This is a genomic window from Pantoea sp. X-Soil-OKNW-713, from assembly GCF_059730685.1.
Genome location: NZ_AP035995.1, coordinates 752,462 through 770,558 on the forward strand (window position 1 = coordinate 752,462; position 18,097 = coordinate 770,558).

Below are 18,097 nucleotides of genomic sequence, written 5' to 3' on the forward strand. Positions count from 1 at the left end.
TGTTGTCTTATCCCGTTAGTCAGACGGGGCGCAGCATAATAATCAGCCAGCTACCCGGCATCTTTGATCTGAGTGGGGAGAGATAATTAAAATTTTTTTAGTTTTAACCCTTGATGCGCTTCGAAGCGGCCCCATCTAGTTGTCATCGAGAGTTGTGGTGCAGGAAAAAAAGCCTGCTCAGGCAGTTGAAAGCGGCGAAACATGCCCGCATCTCTGCTTCACAACCCAATTTGGCAAAGAATTTAAGTGGGAGACGTTTAGATGGGTAAGATTATTGGTATTGACCTGGGTACAACCAACTCTTGTGTTGCGATTATGGACGGCACCAAAGCACGCGTGCTGGAAAATGCCGAAGGTGATCGTACCACGCCTTCAATTATTGCTTATACACAGGATGGCGAAACTCTGGTCGGTCAACCGGCTAAACGTCAGGCGGTGACTAACCCGCAGAACACCCTGTTCGCGATTAAGCGCCTGATCGGCCGTCGTTTCCAGGACGAAGAAGTGCAGCGTGATATCAAAATCATGCCGTACAAAATCGCCGCAGCTGACAACGGTGATGCCTGGCTGGAAGTGAAAGGCCAGAAAATGGCTCCGCCGCAGATCTCTGCTGAAGTGCTGAAAAAAATGAAGAAAACCGCGGAAGATTTCCTCGGTGAGCCAGTGACTGAAGCGGTTATCACCGTACCGGCGTACTTCAACGATGCACAGCGTCAGGCAACCAAAGATGCCGGCCGTATCGCGGGCCTGGAAGTGAAACGTATTATTAACGAACCGACTGCGGCGGCGCTGGCTTACGGCCTCGACAAAGGTCAGGGCAACCGCACCATCGCGGTGTACGACCTGGGCGGCGGTACCTTCGATATCTCTATCATCGAAATCGATGAAGTTGATGGCGAGAAAACCTTTGAAGTTCTGGCAACCAATGGTGATACCCACTTGGGTGGTGAAGACTTCGACAGCCGTCTGATCAACTACCTCGTTGCGGAGTTCAAGAAAGATCAGGGCATCGATCTGCACAACGATCCGCTGGCGATGCAGCGTCTGAAAGAAGCGGCTGAGAAAGCGAAAATCGAGCTGTCTTCTGCTCAGCAGACTGACGTTAACCTGCCGTACATCACTGCTGATGCGACCGGTCCTAAGCACCTGAACATCAAAGTGACCCGTGCGAAGCTGGAATCGCTGGTCGAAGATCTGGTTGCGCGTTCTATCGAGCCGCTGAAAGTCGCTCTGCAAGATGCTGGCCTGTCGGTTTCTGACATCAACGACGTGATCCTCGTCGGTGGTCAGACCCGTATGCCGCTGGTTCAGGCTAAAGTGACAGAATTCTTTGGCAAAGAGCCGCGTAAAGACGTGAACCCGGATGAAGCCGTTGCCGTAGGTGCTGCGGTACAGGGTGGCGTGCTGGGTGGTGACGTGAAAGACGTCCTGCTGCTCGACGTAACCCCGCTGTCACTGGGTATCGAAACTATGGGTAGCGTGATGACTTCGCTGATCAGCAAGAACACCACCATCCCGACCAAACACAGCCAGGTGTTCTCAACTGCTGAAGATAACCAGTCTGCCGTGACCATTCATGTGTTGCAGGGTGAGCGTAAACGTGCCAGCGATAACAAATCACTGGGCCAGTTTAACCTCGACGGTATCCAGCCTGCACCGCGCGGTATGCCGCAGATTGAAGTGACTTTCGACATCGATGCGGATGGTATCCTGCACGTATCAGCGAAAGACAAAAACAGCGGTAAAGAGCAGAAGATCACCATCAAAGCGTCTTCTGGTCTGAACGAAGAAGAGATCGCGAAAATGGTACGTGACGCTGAAGCGAACGCCGAAGCCGACCGTAAATTTGAAGAGCTGGTGCAGACGCGTAACCAGGGCGACCAGATTGCGCACAGCACCCGTAAACAGCTGGATGAAGCGGGTGACAAACTGTCTGCCGATGACAAAGCCCCGATTGAATCTGCGCTGAACGATCTGAACACTGCGCTGAAAGGCGAAGACAAAGCTGACATCGAAGCGAAGATGCAGGCTCTGATGCAGGTTTCCAGCAAGCTGATGGAAATGGCACAGCAGCAGGCTCAGGCTGGCGCAGCAGACGCTGGCGACGCTTCCGCGAAGAAAGATGACGACGTTGTCGACGCTGAATTCGAAGAAGTTAAAGATAAAAAATAATTGCCCCTGACCGGGCGCGACGGCTGGCCTGACAGCCGTTGAAACCAGCACGGGCGTAGGAGATCTCTCCACGCCCGTGCGATCATGTTAAGGGCAGAAGATGGCGAAGAGTGATTTTTACGAGATCTTAGGCGTCTCTAAATCGGCAGATGAGCGCGAAATCAAAAAGGCGTACAAGCGCCTGGCGATGAAATATCACCCGGACCGTAACCCGGGCGATAAAGAAGCCGAAGCGAAATTCAAAGAGGTTAAGGAAGCCTACGAAATTCTGACCGACGCGCAGAAGCGTGCGGCCTACGATCAGTACGGTCATGCGGCCTTCGAACAGGGCGGCATGGGTGGCGGTGGATTTGGCGGCGGCGGCTTCGGTGGCGGTGCTGACTTCAGCGATATCTTTGGCGACGTATTTGGCGATATCTTTGGTGGTGGTCGCCGTCAGCGCGCTGCCCGTGGCGCCGATTTACGCTACAACATGGACCTGACGCTGGAAGAAGCGGTACGCGGCGTGACCAAAGAGATCCGCATTCCAACCCTGGAAGAGTGTGATGTTTGCCACGGCAGCGGGGCGAAAGCCGGGACTCAACCGCAAACCTGTCCAACCTGTCATGGTGCAGGCCAGGTGCAGATGCGTCAGGGCTTCTTTACCGTACAGCAGGCGTGTCCGACCTGTCATGGCCGTGGCTCGGTGATCAAAGATCCGTGCAACGCCTGTCATGGCCACGGTCGTGTTGAACGCTCGAAAACCTTGTCAGTGAAAATCCCGGCAGGTGTTGATACCGGCGATCGTATCCGTCTGAGCGGCGAAGGGGAAGCGGGCGAGCATGGCGCACCGGCGGGCGATCTGTACGTTCAGGTGTCAGTGAAAAAACACCCGATCTTCGAGCGTGAAGATAACAACCTGTACTGTGAAGTACCGATCAACTTTGCGATGGCTGCACTGGGTGGCGAGATTGAAGTGCCGACTCTGGATGGCCGTGTGAAGCTGAAAGTACCGTCAGAAACGCAAACCGGCAAGCTGTTCCGCATGCGTGGTAAAGGCGTGAAATCAGTGCGTGGTGGTGCCGTGGGCGATCTGCTGTGCCGCGTGGTGGTGGAAACCCCGGTTAGCCTGAACGACAAACAGAAAGCGCTGTTGCGTGAACTGGAAGAGAGTTTTGGCGGCCCGACCGGTGAGAAAAACAGCCCGCGTTCGAAGAGTTTCTTCGATGGCGTGAAGAAGTTTTTTGATGATTTAACCCGCTAAGTCTGCGCGACTTACCTGAAAGCCAGCGCTGCGTCGCTGGCTTTTTTATTTCCTGATCGCCACGATCATTCGGTTTTTTCGAACCCGACCTAATAAATAATCTGTTTTTTTCGATCTAATATTGTCGCTAAGCTAACCGCCTTTTCATTATTCGCTCTGCGACAAGGAACCTGGACGTGAATATCCGATTGAAAAAACTCCTGAATAGTGACGCCACCAGCGGGGTGGTGCTCATCATCGCCGCAGCCATTGCCATGTTGCTGGCCAACAGCGCCAGCACCCAGCAGGGCTATCTTGACCTGCTTGGAATCCCGGTGGAGTTTCGTTTTGGCTCACTGGATATCAGTAAAAACCTGTTGCTTTGGATCAACGATGCGCTGATGGCGGTGTTCTTCCTGATGGTCGGTCTGGAAGTGAAGCGCGAAATGGTCATGGGGGCACTGGCACGCCGCGACCAGGCGATTTTCCCGCTGATTGCTGCCGTTGGTGGCATGCTGGTACCGGGACTGCTGTTCCTGTTGTTTAACGCCGGGGATGCGGCCACGCGCAGCGGTTGGGCGATCCCGACGGCGACCGATATCGCTTTTGCCCTGGGTATCCTGGCGCTGCTGGGTAGCCGTGTGCCGCCAGCGTTGAAGATCTTCCTCATGGCGCTGGCGATCATTGACGATCTGGGCGCTATCGTGATTATTGCGCTGTTCTACACCAATGATCTGTCGATGGTATCGCTGGGGGTAGCGGCTGGCGCGATTGCGGTGCTCGGCATCATGAATTTGCTGAATGTACGTAATACCGGCCTCTATCTGCTGGTTGGGCTGGTGTTGTGGACGGCGGTATTGAAATCCGGTGTGCATGCCACGCTGGCGGGCGTGGTGGTGGGCTTCCTGATCCCACTGGAGAAGAAAAATGGTCACTCCCCGGCAATCCACCTGGAACACGCGCTGCATCCGTGGGTACGCTGGCTGATTCTGCCGTTGTTTGCCTTTGCTAACGCAGGGGTATCGCTGGCCGGGGTGACACCAGGCAGCCTGTTCTCGTTGCTGCCGCTTGGCATCATGCTCGGCCTGTTTGTCGGTAAACCGCTCGGCATTACCTTATTCTGCTGGCTCAGCGTTAAAACCGGGTTGGCAAAATTGCCGGATAACACCTCGCTACGTGATATCGCGGCTGTCGGCGTGTTGTGTGGCATTGGCTTTACCATGTCGATCTTTATCGCCTCGCTGGCATACGGTGAAGCCGCGCCTGAGCTGATTACGCTGGCGAAGTTGGGCATTTTACTGGGTTCGATAATCTCGGCGGTGGTCGGTTACTTGCTGCTGTGGCGGCGTCTGCCGCGTCAGGCGGCGTAACCTAATACAAGGCGGTAGCCAGATGTCACATATCAACTACAACCATCTGTATTACTTCTGGCATGTGTGCCGTGAGGGATCGATTGTCGGAGCGGCAGAGGCACTGTTCCTCACGCCACAAACCATCACCGGGCAGATCAAGGCGCTGGAGGAGCGTCTGCAAGGCAAATTGTTTCGTCGGCAGGGCCGCGGTCTGGTGCCGACGGAGCTGGGGCAACTGGTGTTCCGCTATGCCGACCGAATGTTTATGCTCAGCCAGGAGATGCTCGATATCGTCAACTATCGCAAAGAGTCAAACCTGCTGTTTGATGTGGGTATTGCGGATGCGCTCTCCAAGCAACTGGTGAGTCAGGTGCTGGAGGCGGCAGTGGTCGCGGATGAGAAGATTCATCTGCGCTGCTTTGAATCGACACATGAGATGCTGCTGGAGCAATTAAGCCAGCATAAGCTGGATATGATTGTCTCGGACTGCCCGATTGATTCAACGCAGCAGGAGGGGCTGTTTTCGGTGAAGCTGGGGGAATGCCCGGTGAGCTTCTGGTGTTATGCCCCGTGGCCGGAACAGACTTTTCCCGCCTGCCTTGAACAGCGTCGCTTGCTGATCCCCGGTCGTCGTTCGATGTTGGGACGTAAGCTACTCAACTGGATTCACAGTCAGGGATTACAGGTCGAAATTCTGGGTGAATTTGATGATGCGGCGCTGATGAAAGCGTTTGGCGCGCAGCACAACGCGATTTTCGTGGCCCCCACGTTGTATGGTGAAGCGGTCTACCGCGATGAGGCTATCCAGGAAATTGGTCGTCTGGATGCGGTGATGGAGGAGTATCATGTGATTTTTGCCGAGCGCATGATCCAGCATCCGGCGGTACAACGCATCTGTCATCGCGACTTCAGCGCGTTGTTTAGCGGCAAATCGCAGGCATAAAAAAACCGGCTTAACGCCGGTTCTTTCACAAAGCGATTAACAGACAGGCGATTAAGCCAGTTTGTTGATCTGTGCAGTCAGGTTTGCTTTATGACGTGCAGCTTTGTTTTTGTGGATCAGACCTTTAGCAGCCTGACGGTCCACGATCGGTTGCATTTCGTTGAATGCGTTCTGCGCAGCAGCTTTGTCGCCTGTTGCGATAGCCGCGTATACTTTCTTGATGAAAGTACGCATCATAGAACGGTTGCTCGCGTTATGCTTGCGACGTTTCTCAGATGTTACGGCGCGTTTCTTAGCTGATTTGATATTAGCCAAGGTCCAACTCCCAAATGTGTTCTATATGGACAAATCAAAGGCCGAGGACTATGCCTTTTGTGCCTTCTTTTGTCAATGGATTTGTGCAAATAAGCGCCGTTTTACAAACGACACCCGGTTACGTAATTGATGGCGCAAGATTCTACCAGCAACACCGCGCTGAATACAGTATTTCACAACAAAATTCTTCAGATCGCCGCTAAGCTACTGCCTGCACGCGGAATAAGCGGTAACAGAAGCAGGAAAGGCACGCAGACGGGTTAACCTGAACGCTATTCGAGGGTATAATCCGCCGATTTCCACCGGTTTGAGTCAGCCATGAAGTTTATCCGCGGTATTTACAATCTCACTCAGCAGCATCGCGGCTGCGTCCTGACCATTGGTAATTTTGACGGTTTTCATCGTGGCCATCAGGCATTGATGGCGGAGCTGGTCGAAGAGGGACGTAAGCGTCAGCTGCCGGTGATCGTGATGCTGTTCGAACCGCAGCCGCTGGAGCTGTTTGCGGGCGATAAAGCCCCGGCTCGTCTGATGCGTCTGCGTGAAAAGCTGAGGTATCTTAAGCAGGCCGGCGTCGATGCGGTGTTATGTGTTCGCTTCGATCGTCGTTTTGCTGCCCATTCAGCACAGGTTTTCATCTCTGAACTGCTGGTGGAGAAACTGAACGTTAAATTTCTCGCTGTTGGTGATGATTTCCGCTTTGGCGCTGGTCGCCAGGGGGATTTCCTGTTATTACAGAAAGCCGGTGTGGAATATGGCTTTGATGTCATCAGCACCCAGACATTTTGTGATGGCGGCAAACGCATCAGCAGTACTGCGGTGCGTCAGGCGCTGGCGCAGGATGATTTTGTCCAGGCGCAGGCGTTGTTAGGCCATCCCTTCAGCATTTCAGGCCGCGTGGTGCATGGTGATGCCCTGGGCCGTACCATTGGTTTTCCCACCGCCAATCTCCCTTTACGCCGCACAGTAACGCCGGTGAAAGGCGTATTTGCGGTTGAAGTACTGGGCCTGGGTGAACACCCGATCCCCGGCGTTGCCAACATTGGTACGCGTCCGACGGTAAAAGGTCTGCGTCAGCAGCTTGAAGTTCACCTGCTTGACACACATATGAATCTCTATGGACGCCACATTGATGTGGTACTGAAACAGAAGATTCGCGACGAACAGCGTTTCGCCTCGCTGGACGCGTTGAAAGAACAAATAGCGAAAGATGTGGTGACGGCCCGACAATTTTTTGGGCTAAAAACACCGGTTTAATGACCGAAATACGGAACCGAGAATCTGATGAGTGACTATAAATCTACCCTGAATTTGCCGGAAACGGGGTTCCCGATGCGTGGCGATCTGGCCAAACGCGAACCGGGAATGCTGCAACGTTGGTATGATGACAACCTGTACGGCATCATCCGCGAAGCCAAAAAAGGGAAAAAAACCTTTATTCTGCATGATGGCCCTCCCTATGCGAACGGCAGCATTCATATTGGTCACTCCGTTAACAAGATTCTGAAAGACATTATCGTTAAGTCGAAAGGCATGGCGGGCTTTGATTCGCCTTACGTTCCGGGCTGGGACTGCCACGGTCTGCCGATTGAACACAAAGTTGAGCAGATGATTGGTAAGCCGGGCGAGAAAGTCAGCGCGGCTGAATTCCGCGAAGCTTGCCGCAAGTACGCGGCGGAGCAGGTGGAAGGGCAGAAAAAAGACTTTATCCGTCTTGGCGTGCTGGGCGACTGGGATCGTCCCTACCTGACCATGAACTTCCAGACCGAAGCCAACATCATCCGTGCGCTGGGTAAAATCATCGGCAACGGCCACCTGCACAAGGGCGCGAAGCCGGTGCACTGGTGTCTGGACTGCCGCTCAGCACTGGCGGAAGCGGAAGTCGAATATTACGACAAAACCTCACCCTCCATCGATGTGATGTTTAACGCGTTAGATGCCGATGCGGTGCGCGCCAAATTTGGCGTATCTGCTTCTGAAGGCCCGGTTTCTCTGGTGATCTGGACCACTACCCCGTGGACCATGCCCGCTAACCGTGCCATCTCGTTGCACCCGGAATTCGACTACCAACTGTTGCAGATCGAAGGCCGCAGCCTGATCCTCGCCAAAGATCTGGTGGAAAGCGTGATGAAACGCGCGGGCATCAGCGACTGGCGTGTGCTGGGCGAATGCAAAGGCGCGGCGCTTGAGCTGCAACTGTTCCAGCATCCGTTCCTGGAGCAGATCCAGTCGAAAGTGGTGCTGGGCGAGCACGTCACCCTTGAAGCTGGTACGGGTGCAGTGCATACCGCGCCTGGCCACGGTCCGGACGACTACGTTATCGGTCAGAAATACGGTATCGAAACGGCTAACCCGGTTGGTCCGGATGGCACCTACCTGCCAGGTACCTATCCGACGCTGGATGGCGTTAACGTGTTTAAAGCCAACGATATGATTGTTGAGCTGCTGAAAGAGAAAGGCGCGCTGCTGCATGTGGAAAAACTGCTGCACAGCTACCCGCACTGCTGGCGTCATAAAACGCCGATCATCTTCCGTGCCACCCCACAGTGGTTTATCAGCATGGATCAGAAAGGTCTGCGTGCGCAGTCGCTGAAAGAGATCAAAGGCGTGCAGTGGATCCCGGACTGGGGCCAGGCGCGTATCGAAGCGATGGTCGCCAACCGCCCGGACTGGTGTATCTCCCGTCAGCGCACCTGGGGTGTGCCGATGGCACTGTTCGTGCACAACGAAACCGAGCAGCTGCACCCGGATACGCTGGAGCTGATGGAAAAAGTGGCGCAGCGTGTCGAGCAGGACGGAATTCAGGCGTGGTGGGATCTGGACCCGCGCGATCTGATGGGCGATGACGCCGACAACTACACCAAAGTGCCGGATACGCTGGATGTCTGGTTCGATTCAGGATCAACCAGCTATGCCGTCGTTGATGCACGCCCGGAATTTGAAGGCCATAACCCGGATATGTATCTGGAAGGCTCGGATCAGCATCGCGGCTGGTTTATGTCTTCACTGATGATCTCCACGGCGATGAAGGGCAAAGCACCGTACCGCCAGGTACTGACGCACGGTTTCACCGTGGATGGTCAGGGCCGCAAGATGTCGAAATCTATCGGCAACACCGTGGCACCGCAGGACGTGATGGATAAGCTGGGTGCTGACATTCTGCGTCTGTGGGTGGCATCAACCGACTACTCTGGCGAAATGGCGGTGTCCGATGAAATTCTGAAGCGTTCCGCAGATGCCTATCGTCGTATCCGTAACACTGCGCGCTTCCTGCTGGCGAACCTGAACGGCTTTAATCCGGCGACCGATAAAGTCAGCCCGGAAGAGATGGTGGTGTTGGATCGTTGGGCCGTTGGCCGTGCGCTGGACGCGCAGAAAGATATCGTCGCGTCATACGCCAATTATGATTTCCATGAAGTGATTCAGCGTCTGATGCAGTTCTGCTCAATTGAGATGGGGTCGTTCTATCTCGACATCATCAAAGACCGTCAGTACACCGCTAAAGGCGACAGCCTGGCGCGTCGCAGCTGCCAGACGGCACTGTGGCATATCGTGGAAGCGCTGGTGCGCTGGATGGCACCGATCATGTCTTTCACCGCTGACGAAATTTGGGGCTACCTGCCGGGCGATCGTGCGCAATACGTCTTCACCGAAGAGTGGTACGACGGTCTGTTTGGTCTGGCTGATGATGAAACCCTCAACGATGCCTACTGGGCTGAGCTGCTGAAAGTGCGCGGCGAAGTCAACAAGGTGATTGAGCAGGCGCGTAGCGACAAACGTATCGGTGGTGCGCTGGAAGCAACGGTGACGTTATACGCAGATGCAGAGCTGGCGGCGAAATTGCAGGCGCTGGGTAACGAACTGCGCTTTGTCCTGCTGACTTCCGGCGCGACCGTGGCAGATTACGCCACCGCGAGTGATGAAGCGCAGCAGAGCGAATTGCTGAAAGGTCTGAAAATCGCGCTGCATAAAGCAGAAGGCGAGAAATGTCCGCGCTGCTGGCATTACACTACCGACGTCGGTCAGAACCCGGAACATGCGGCGGTCTGCGGACGTTGTTATACCAACGTAGCCGGTAACGGCGAAGAGCGTAAGTTTGCCTGATGAGTAAAGCGATTTTCTCAACCGGATTGCGCTGGCTGTGGCTGGTGCTGGTGGTGATTGTGGTCGATTTCGCCAGTAAGCAGTGGGTCATGAACAACATGATGCTGCACGAAACGCGACCGCTGATGCCGTTCCTGAATCTGTTCTACGCGCACAACTATGGCGCGGCGTTCAGTTTCCTGGCGGATAAAGGCGGTTGGCAGCGCTGGTTCTTTGCCGGTATCGCCATCGCGATTGTGGTGTCGTTGCTGGTGATGATGTATCGCAACCCGGCTCGTAACAAATTAACCAACATTGCTTATGCGCTGATTATCGGCGGGGCATTAGGTAACCTGTTTGATCGCGCATATCACGGTTTTGTGGTCGATTTTATCGACTTCTATATCGGTGACTGGCATTTCGCGACCTTTAATATCGCTGACTGCGGCATCTGTATCGGTGCCGCGTTGGTGGTGCTGGAGGGCTTCTTAAGCCCAAAAGGCAAACAGGTTAAAGATTAAGGGTAAATGATGACAGACTCTGTACAGCGCGATAGCGCGTTGCTGGTGCATTTTACGCTGAAGCTGGAAGATGGTTCGACAGCGGAATCGACGCGCGCCAATGGCAAACCCGCGCTGTTTCGTCTCGGTGATGGCAGCCTGTCGGCGGCGCTGGAGCAGGAGTTGCTGGGACGTAAAGTGGGCGACAAGCACAACTTTACCCTGGCACCGGAAGATGCCTTTGGTGGCATCAGTCCGGACCTGATCCAATACTTTTCGCGTCGTGATTTTATCGATGCAGGCGAGCCGGAAGTCGGTGCCATCATGCTGTTCAGCGGCATGGGCGGCAGCGAAATGCCGGGGGTGATCCGTGAAGTCTCTGGTGATTCCATCACCGTAGACTTCAATCACCCGCTGGCGGGTCAGCGCATTCAGTTTGAGATTGAAGTGCTGGAGATTGATCCGGTCCTGGAGGCAAGCGATGCAAATCCTGTTAGCTAACCCGCGTGGTTTCTGTGCGGGCGTGGATCGCGCCATTAGCATCGTTGAGCGCGCGCTGGAGATGTACGGCGCGCCAATCTATGTACGTCATGAAGTGGTGCATAACCGCTATGTGGTAAGCAGCCTGCGCGAACGCGGTGCCATCTTTATCGAAGAGATCAGCGAAGTGCCGGATGACGCTATCCTGATCTTCTCCGCGCATGGGGTATCTCAGGCGGTACGTGCTGAGGCGAAGGCGCGTAATCTGACCATGCTGTTTGATGCCACCTGTCCGTTGGTGACCAAAGTGCATATGGAAGTGGCACGCGCCAGCCGTAAAGGCGTCGAAGCCATTCTGATTGGACATGCAGGCCATCCGGAAGTGGAAGGCACGATGGGGCAATACAGCAACCCCAACGGCGGCATGTATCTGGTGGAATCGCCGGAAGACGTGTTCAAATTGCAGGTCAAAGATGAAAGCAACCTGTGCTTTATGACCCAGACGACGTTGTCCGTTGATGATACGTCGGACGTGATTGACGCGCTGCGTCAGCGCTTCCCGGCGATCATCGGGCCACGCAAAGATGATATCTGCTATGCCACCACCAACCGCCAGGAAGCGGTGCGTGTGCTGGCGCGTGATGCTGAAGTGGTGCTGGTGGTCGGTTCGAAAAACTCCTCCAACTCCAATCGTCTGGCGGAACTGGCACAACGCGCCGGTAAGCTGGCGAAGCTGATCGACTCTGCCGATGATATTCAGGAAGAGTGGGTAAAGGGCGTGACCACCATAGGTGTGACCGCTGGAGCTTCCGCGCCGGATGTTCTGGTGCAGCAGGTGATTCAGCGCCTGCGCGATCTGGGTGGTGAAGCAGCGATTGAGCTGATTGGCCGCGAAGAAAACATCGTGTTTGAAGTACCGAAAGAATTGCGTGTAGAAGTGCGCAACGTGCAGTAACCCCTTCCCCGTAGCGGCGCGATTTATCGCGCTTTTTTCGATCAGGCAAAAAGACGCGCGATAAATCGCGCCGCTACACCAACCCGCGCAAGCCGATTTCCACCTGGTGAGATTGCTTTTACTGATAATCTGACGCGGCTGGCATAAAATTCTTATTATCCCTTTTTTATTGTGGCGTGACTGTTATCTGACCGTTAACCTGTTTGCGCTTTGCATGCATAGATTTGTATCAGGAATGAATAAATATGAGTGAAATCCGCATTGCTATTGTTGGTGCGCCGGGTCGCATGGGACGCAATTTGATTCAGGCCGCGCAGCAGGCGGAAGGCGTCGTGCTAGGTGCTGCGCTGGCGCGTGCCTGTTCGTCATTGATCGGCAGTGACGCCGGTGAGTTGGCAGGTATTGGCAAGACCGGGGTGATCATCACTGCGGATTTGCAGCAGGTGGTCAATGACTTCGACGTGTTGATCGACTTCACTCGCCCGGAAGGTACGTTGGAATACCTGGCTTTTTGCCGCCAGCACCAAAAAGCGATGGTGATTGGTACCACCGGTTTTGATGAGGCAGGTAAAGCGGCGATTCGTGCTGCGGCAGAAGAGATTGGCATCGTGTTTGCGGCCAACTTCAGCGTTGGTGTGAACCTGGTGCTGGAACTGCTGAAACAAGCCGCAAAAGTGATGGGCGATTATGCCGATATTGAAATCGTAGAAGCGCATCACCGTCATAAAGTTGATGCACCATCAGGCACAGCGCTGGCGATGGGTGAAGCCATTGCTGAAGCAATGGACTGGAAACTGGACGAGCACGCCGTCTACGCGCGTGAAGGCCATACCGGTGAGCGCAAAGCGCAAACCATCGGTTTTGCTACCGTTCGCGCCGGTGATATCGTCGGTGAACATACCGCGATGTTTGCAGATATCGGGGAACGCGTTGAGATTACCCACAAGGCTTCCAGCCGCATGACCTTTGCAAATGGAGCCGTAAAAGCCGCTTATTGGCTTAAAGACAAGAAATCTGGCCTTTATGACATGCGTGATGTGCTGGATTTATCGATGTTGTGAGTGTTGTGAACCATCGTGATGTGGTTATTTCAATCGGTAAGACATTGATTGAATAGGGCAATAATATTATTGCCCTTTATTTTGCCTTAAAAAAATGGTCTTCGTTATTTTTTAATGCTCAGACTCATGTTTTTCGTTGTTTGTGATCGTTTTTTATCCTTAAAAACGTCATTTTTGACCATTTGGTCAAAATTATCATCCCGGTAGCACGACTTTCAGATTATTTCCGCCTCGCAACCGTTTATTTTTCCAGGTTGTCTCGCTCTTTTGTCGGTTTCTGTTGCTTTTAACATTCAGTTGCCCGAAAAAAACAAAAAAATAACGTCTCAGGGTAGACAAGGTGCGGGTCGATCATTAGAATGCGCGCAATTTGCCAAAAATCGACCGGTCAGGCGGTTTTTGCATTGATTCAGGACATTATTTTGAATTAATATGCAAATATTGTGACTGTTTATTCCCTGGAGGATGTTTTGATTAAGTCAGCGCTCTTGGTTCTGGAAGACGGAACCCAATTCCACGGTCGGGCCATCGGGGCAACGGGATCGGCAGTGGGGGAGGTCGTTTTCAATACGTCAATGACCGGTTATCAAGAAATCCTCACTGATCCCTCCTATTCCCGCCAGATCGTCACCCTCACTTATCCCCATATCGGCAATGTTGGCGCTAATGCCGCCGACGCAGAGTCCAGTCAAATTCATGCTCAAGGCCTTGTTATCCGCGACCTGCCGCTGATTACCAGCAACTTCCGTAGTGAAGAGAGCTTGTCAGCCTATTTGCAGCGCAACAACATCGTCGCCATTGCCGATATCGATACCCGTAAGCTGACGCGTCTGCTGCGTGAAAAAGGGGCACAGAACGGCTGCATCATCGCCGGTGACAATCCGGACGCCGCTCTGGCGTTGCAGAAGGCACAAGCCTTTCCGGGCCTGAAAGGCATGGACCTGGCAAAAGAAGTGACGACGGCGGAAACCTATCCGTGGCAGCAAGGTAGCTGGACGCTGAAAGACGATCTGCCGGAGCAGAAGTCAGCGGCAGAGCTGCCATTCCACGTAGTTGCCTACGATTTTGGTGCCAAGCGCAATATCCTGCGCATGCTGGTAGACCGTGGCTGTCGCCTGACGGTGGTGCCGGCGCAGACGTCTGCTGAAGACGTTCTGAAGCTGAACCCGGATGGTATTTTCCTCTCCAACGGCCCTGGCGACCCGGAGCCGTGCGATTACGCCATCAGCGCGATTCAGTCTTTCCTTAATACCGATATCCCGGTATTCGGTATCTGCCTGGGTCATCAGTTGCTGGCGCTGGCAAGCGGTGCGAAAACCATCAAAATGAAGCTGGGCCATCATGGCGGCAACCATCCGGTAAAAGATCTCGACAACAACACCGTGATGATCACCGCACAGAACCACGGTTTCGCCGTTGATGACAGCAACTTACCGGCAAATTTACGCGTGACCCATGTGTCGCTGTTCGACCAGACCGTGCAGGGCATTCACCGTACCGATAAACCGGCTTTCAGCTTCCAGGGACATCCGGAAGCCAGCCCAGGCCCGCACGATGCGGCGCCGCTGTTCGATCACTTTATCGAACTGATTGAAGCCTACCGTTCTAACGCGAAGTAATCAGGAGCTAACGATGCCAAAACGTACAGACATAAAATCCATCCTGATCCTTGGCGCAGGTCCGATCGTTATCGGCCAGGCATGTGAATTTGACTACTCGGGTGCGCAGGCGTGTAAAGCGCTGCGTGAAGAGGGCTACCGCGTCATTCTGGTGAACTCCAACCCGGCCACCATCATGACTGACCCGGAGATGGCTGATGCAACCTACATCGAGCCGATCCACTGGGAAGTGGTGCGTAAAATCATCGAAAAAGAGCGCCCGGATGCCGTGCTGCCTACGATGGGCGGCCAGACGGCGCTGAACTGCGCACTGGAGCTGGAGCGTCAGGGCGTGCTGGAAGAATTCGGCGTGACCATGATTGGTGCGACTGCCGACGCGATCGATAAAGCTGAAGACCGTCGCCGTTTTGACGTGGCGATGAAAAGCATCGGTCTGGACACCGCACGTTCCGGTATCGCGCATACCATGGAAGAGGCGCTGGCGGTGGCTGAAGATGTTGGCTTCCCGTGCATCATCCGTCCTTCCTTTACCATGGGCGGCACCGGTGGCGGCATCGCCTATAACCGCGAAGAGTTTGAAGAGATTTGTGAACGCGGTCTGGACCTGTCGCCGACCAATGAGCTGCTGATTGACGAGTCGCTGATTGGCTGGAAAGAGTACGAGATGGAAGTGGTGCGTGATAAAAACGACAACTGCATCATCGTCTGCTCGATCGAAAACTTCGATGCGATGGGTATCCACACCGGTGACTCCATCACCGTGGCCCCGGCGCAAACCCTGACCGATAAAGAGTATCAAATCATGCGTAACGCCTCACTGGCGGTACTGCGTGAAATCGGGGTTGAGACGGGCGGTTCCAACGTGCAGTTCTCAGTGAACCCGAAAGATGGTCGTCTGATCGTTATCGAGATGAACCCGCGTGTATCACGTTCTTCGGCGCTGGCCTCTAAAGCCACCGGTTTCCCGATTGCTAAAGTGGCGGCGAAACTGGCGGTGGGCTTCACCCTCGACGAACTGATGAACGATATCACGGGTGGTCGTACCCCGGCATCGTTCGAGCCGTCCATCGACTACGTTGTGACCAAGATTCCACGTTTCAACTTCGAGAAATTTGCCGGTGCTAACGATCGCCTGACCACGCAGATGAAATCTGTCGGTGAAGTGATGGCGATTGGCCGTACTTTCCAGGAATCGATGCAGAAAGCACTGCGCGGCCTGGAAGTGGGTGCCAATGGTTTTGACCCGAAAGTGAATCTGGACGACGCCGAAGCGCTGACCCGCATTCGCCGCGAACTGAAAGATGCTGGCTCTGACCGTATCTGGTACATCGCCGATGCTTTCCGTGCTGGCATGTCAGTTGATGGCGTGTTCAATCTGACCAACATCGACCGCTGGTTCCTGGTACAGATTGAAGAACTGGTGCGCCTGGAAGAACAAGTGGCGCGTGAAGGCGTGAAGGCGCTGGACTTTGCCTTCCTGCGTAACCTGAAGCGTAAAGGTTTTGCGGATGCGCGTCTGGCAACGCTGGCTGGCGTGGCTGAAGGTGAAATCCGCAAACTGCGTCAGCAGTTCAACCTGCATCCGGTCTACAAACGCGTTGATACCTGTGCGGCAGAGTTCGCGACCGACACCGCGTATATGTACTCAACCTATGAAGAAGAGTGCGAGGCTAATCCCAACCAGGACCGCGATAAGATCATGGTACTGGGTGGCGGTCCAAACCGTATCGGACAGGGTATCGAGTTTGACTACTGCTGCGTTCACGCCGCATTGGCGCTGCGCGAAGATGGTTTCGAGACCATCATGGTTAACTGTAACCCGGAAACCGTCTCTACCGACTACGACACCTCCGACCGTCTTTACTTCGAGCCGGTTACGCTGGAAGACGTGCTGGAAATCGTGCGTATTGAACAGCCAAAAGGCGTCATCGTGCAGTACGGCGGCCAGACTCCGCTGAAACTGGCGCGCGCGTTGGAAGCCGCCGGTGTACCGGTTATCGGTACCAGCCCGGATGCGATTGACCGTGCCGAAGACCGTGAGCGTTTCCAGCAGGCGGTTGAACGTCTGAACCTGAAACAACCGGCTAACGCCACCGTGACCACGCTGGAGCAGGCGGTGGAGAAAGCGGTAGGTATCGGTTATCCGCTGGTGGTGCGTCCGTCTTACGTATTGGGTGGTCGTGCGATGGAAATCGTTTACGACGAAATCGACCTGAAGCGCTACTTCCAGACGGCGGTATCCGTTTCCAACGATGCGCCTGTGCTGCTGGACCGTTTCCTGGATGACGCGGTTGAAGTGGACGTGGATGCGATTTGCGACGGCGAGCGCGTGCTGATTGGCGGCATCATGGAACATATCGAGCAGGCGGGCGTTCACTCCGGCGACTCCGCGTGTTCTCTGCCAGCCTACACTCTGAATGCAGAGATTCAGGATGTGATGCGTCAGCAGGTAGAAAAACTGGCATTCGAACTGAATGTCCGTGGTCTGATGAACGTGCAGTTTGCGGTGAAAGACAATGAAGTCTACCTGATTGAAGTGAACCCGCGTGCGGCACGTACCGTGCCATTCGTTTCCAAGGCGACCGGTGTTCCGTTGGCGAAAGTGGCGGCGCGCGTGATGGCAGGCAAAACGCTGGCTGAGCAGGGCGTCACGAAAGAGGTGATTCCGCCGTACTACTCGGTGAAAGAAGTGGTGCTGCCGTTCAACAAGTTCCAGGGTGTTGACCCGATTCTCGGACCAGAAATGCGCTCTACCGGTGAGGTGATGGGCGTGGGTCGTACCTTCGCGGAAGCCTTCGCGAAAGCGATGTTGGGTGCGCAGAGCAACATGAAGAAATCAGGTCGTGCGTTGTTGTCAGTACGTGAAGGCGATAAGAAACGTATCGTTGACCTGGCGGCGAAGTTGCAGAAGTTTGGCTTTGAGCTGGATGCTACCCACGGCACCGCCGTGGTGTTGGGTGAAGCCGGTATCAATCCGCGTCTGGTGAACAAAGTGCATGAAGGTCGCCCGCACATTCAGGACCGCCTGAAGAACGGCGAATACACCTACATCGTCAACACCACCGCAGGACGTCAGGCGATTGAGGACTCCAAGCTGATTCGCCGCAGTGCGCTGCAATATAAAGTGCATTACGACACCACGCTGAACGGTGGTTTCGCTACGGCGATGGCACTGAATGCGGACCCAACCGAAAAAGTGATTTCTGTGCAGGAAATGCATCAGCAAATTACCGGTTAAATCTTCTGCTTAAATAATAAACAACGGCTCCTCAGGGGGCCGTTTTTTTATTTATCTGTCTGGTTAATAAGTTAACTTATATGAAACATATTGATTTGACTTAGTTTTTAGCGCTTAGTGCGGATTTAATTTTTCACATCATTATTAGCACAATTTT

At 54.2% G+C, this 18,097-nt stretch carries 13 protein-coding genes; 12 read left to right on the forward strand and 1 reads right to left on the reverse strand.

Features of this window, described 5'->3' with window-relative positions:
* The first annotated feature begins 261 nt into the window (after positions 1-261).
* From dnaK to nhaR, 4 genes are all read left to right on the forward strand, one after another.
* A complete protein-coding gene (gene dnaK, locus AC6I8R_RS03390; protein WP_013507809.1) occupies positions 262-2,172 on the forward strand; it encodes a molecular chaperone DnaK in 1,911 nt (636 codons plus the stop codon).
* Between the two features lie 100 nt (positions 2,173-2,272).
* Complete coding sequence (gene dnaJ / locus AC6I8R_RS03395) at positions 2,273-3,415, forward strand: molecular chaperone DnaJ (RefSeq protein ID WP_013507810.1); 1,143 nt, start codon at positions 2,273-2,275, stop codon at positions 3,413-3,415.
* Between the two features lie 176 nt (positions 3,416-3,591).
* The gene (gene nhaA / locus AC6I8R_RS03400; protein WP_415174427.1) at positions 3,592-4,764 is read left to right on the forward strand and encodes a Na+/H+ antiporter NhaA; all 1,173 of its coding nucleotides are present in this window, start codon (positions 3,592-3,594) and stop codon (positions 4,762-4,764) included.
* Between the two features lie 22 nt (positions 4,765-4,786).
* Positions 4,787-5,689: a transcriptional activator NhaR gene (nhaR, locus tag AC6I8R_RS03405; protein ID WP_021184781.1), complete on the forward strand. Its 903-nt coding sequence runs from the start codon at positions 4,787-4,789 to the stop codon at positions 5,687-5,689.
* 51 nt (positions 5,690-5,740) lie between these two features.
* Here the strand turns inward: nhaR and rpsT are convergent, their stop codons facing one another.
* The gene (gene rpsT / locus AC6I8R_RS03410; protein ID WP_013507813.1) at positions 5,741-6,004 is read right to left on the reverse strand and encodes a 30S ribosomal protein S20; all 264 of its coding nucleotides are present in this window, start codon (positions 6,002-6,004) and stop codon (positions 5,741-5,743) included.
* Positions 6,005-6,322: 318 nt separating this feature from the next.
* Between rpsT and ribF the strand changes: the two genes are divergently transcribed.
* The 8 genes from ribF (at position 6,323) to carB (ending at position 17,940) form a co-directional block, all read left to right on the forward strand.
* Positions 6,323-7,261, forward strand: a complete 939-nt coding sequence (gene ribF, locus AC6I8R_RS03415) for a bifunctional riboflavin kinase/FAD synthetase (protein WP_021184779.1) — start codon at positions 6,323-6,325, stop codon at positions 7,259-7,261.
* A 27-nt stretch (positions 7,262-7,288) separates the two neighbouring features.
* Positions 7,289-10,108 (forward strand): isoleucine--tRNA ligase, encoded by a 2,820-nt coding sequence (gene ileS / locus AC6I8R_RS03420; protein ID WP_497831914.1) that lies wholly within the window; start codon positions 7,289-7,291, stop codon positions 10,106-10,108.
* Entirely contained in the window at positions 10,108-10,608 is a 501-nt protein-coding gene (gene lspA / locus AC6I8R_RS03425; protein ID WP_036626641.1) for a signal peptidase II, read from the forward strand. The genes ileS and lspA overlap by 1 nt, the downstream gene beginning before the upstream one ends.
* A 9-nt stretch (positions 10,609-10,617) precedes the next feature.
* Positions 10,618-11,088, forward strand: coding sequence for an FKBP-type peptidyl-prolyl cis-trans isomerase (gene fkpB / locus AC6I8R_RS03430; protein ID WP_497832736.1), 471 nt, complete (start codon positions 10,618-10,620; stop codon positions 11,086-11,088).
* Complete coding sequence (gene ispH, locus AC6I8R_RS03435) at positions 11,069-12,022, forward strand: 4-hydroxy-3-methylbut-2-enyl diphosphate reductase (RefSeq protein ID WP_013507818.1); 954 nt, start codon at positions 11,069-11,071, stop codon at positions 12,020-12,022. The genes fkpB and ispH overlap by 20 nt, the downstream gene beginning before the upstream one ends.
* 245 nt (positions 12,023-12,267) lie before the next feature.
* The gene (gene dapB, locus AC6I8R_RS03440; protein WP_497831915.1) at positions 12,268-13,083 is read left to right on the forward strand and encodes a 4-hydroxy-tetrahydrodipicolinate reductase; all 816 of its coding nucleotides are present in this window, start codon (positions 12,268-12,270) and stop codon (positions 13,081-13,083) included.
* A 470-nt stretch (positions 13,084-13,553) separates the two neighbouring features.
* Entirely contained in the window at positions 13,554-14,702 is a 1,149-nt protein-coding gene (gene carA, locus AC6I8R_RS03445; protein ID WP_036626638.1) for a glutamine-hydrolyzing carbamoyl-phosphate synthase small subunit, read from the forward strand.
* 13 nt (positions 14,703-14,715) lie between these two features.
* Positions 14,716-17,940 (forward strand): carbamoyl-phosphate synthase large subunit, encoded by a 3,225-nt coding sequence (gene carB, locus AC6I8R_RS03450; RefSeq protein WP_021184774.1) that lies wholly within the window; start codon positions 14,716-14,718, stop codon positions 17,938-17,940.
* Positions 17,941-18,097: the final 157 nt, after the last annotated feature.

Excerpts from the sequence above, each read along its gene's own strand:
- dnaK (WP_013507809.1), top strand. The coding sequence starts at position 262 with ATGGGTAAGATTATTGGTATTGACCTGGGTACAACCAACTCTTGTGTT.
- dnaJ (WP_013507810.1), top strand. The coding sequence starts at position 2,273 with ATGGCGAAGAGTGATTTTTACGAGATCTTAGGCGTCTCTAAATCGGCA.
- nhaR (WP_021184781.1), top strand. The coding sequence starts at position 4,787 with ATGTCACATATCAACTACAACCATCTGTATTACTTCTGGCATGTGTGC.
- ribF (WP_021184779.1), top strand. The coding sequence starts at position 6,323 with ATGAAGTTTATCCGCGGTATTTACAATCTCACTCAGCAGCATCGCGGC.
- ileS (WP_497831914.1), top strand. The coding sequence starts at position 7,289 with ATGAGTGACTATAAATCTACCCTGAATTTGCCGGAAACGGGGTTCCCG.
- lspA (WP_036626641.1), top strand. The coding sequence starts at position 10,108 with ATGAGTAAAGCGATTTTCTCAACCGGATTGCGCTGGCTGTGGCTGGTG.
- fkpB (WP_497832736.1), top strand. The coding sequence starts at position 10,618 with ATGACAGACTCTGTACAGCGCGATAGCGCGTTGCTGGTGCATTTTACG.
- ispH (WP_013507818.1), top strand. The coding sequence starts at position 11,069 with ATGCAAATCCTGTTAGCTAACCCGCGTGGTTTCTGTGCGGGCGTGGAT.
- dapB (WP_497831915.1), top strand. The coding sequence starts at position 12,268 with ATGAGTGAAATCCGCATTGCTATTGTTGGTGCGCCGGGTCGCATGGGA.
- carB (WP_021184774.1), top strand. The coding sequence starts at position 14,716 with ATGCCAAAACGTACAGACATAAAATCCATCCTGATCCTTGGCGCAGGT.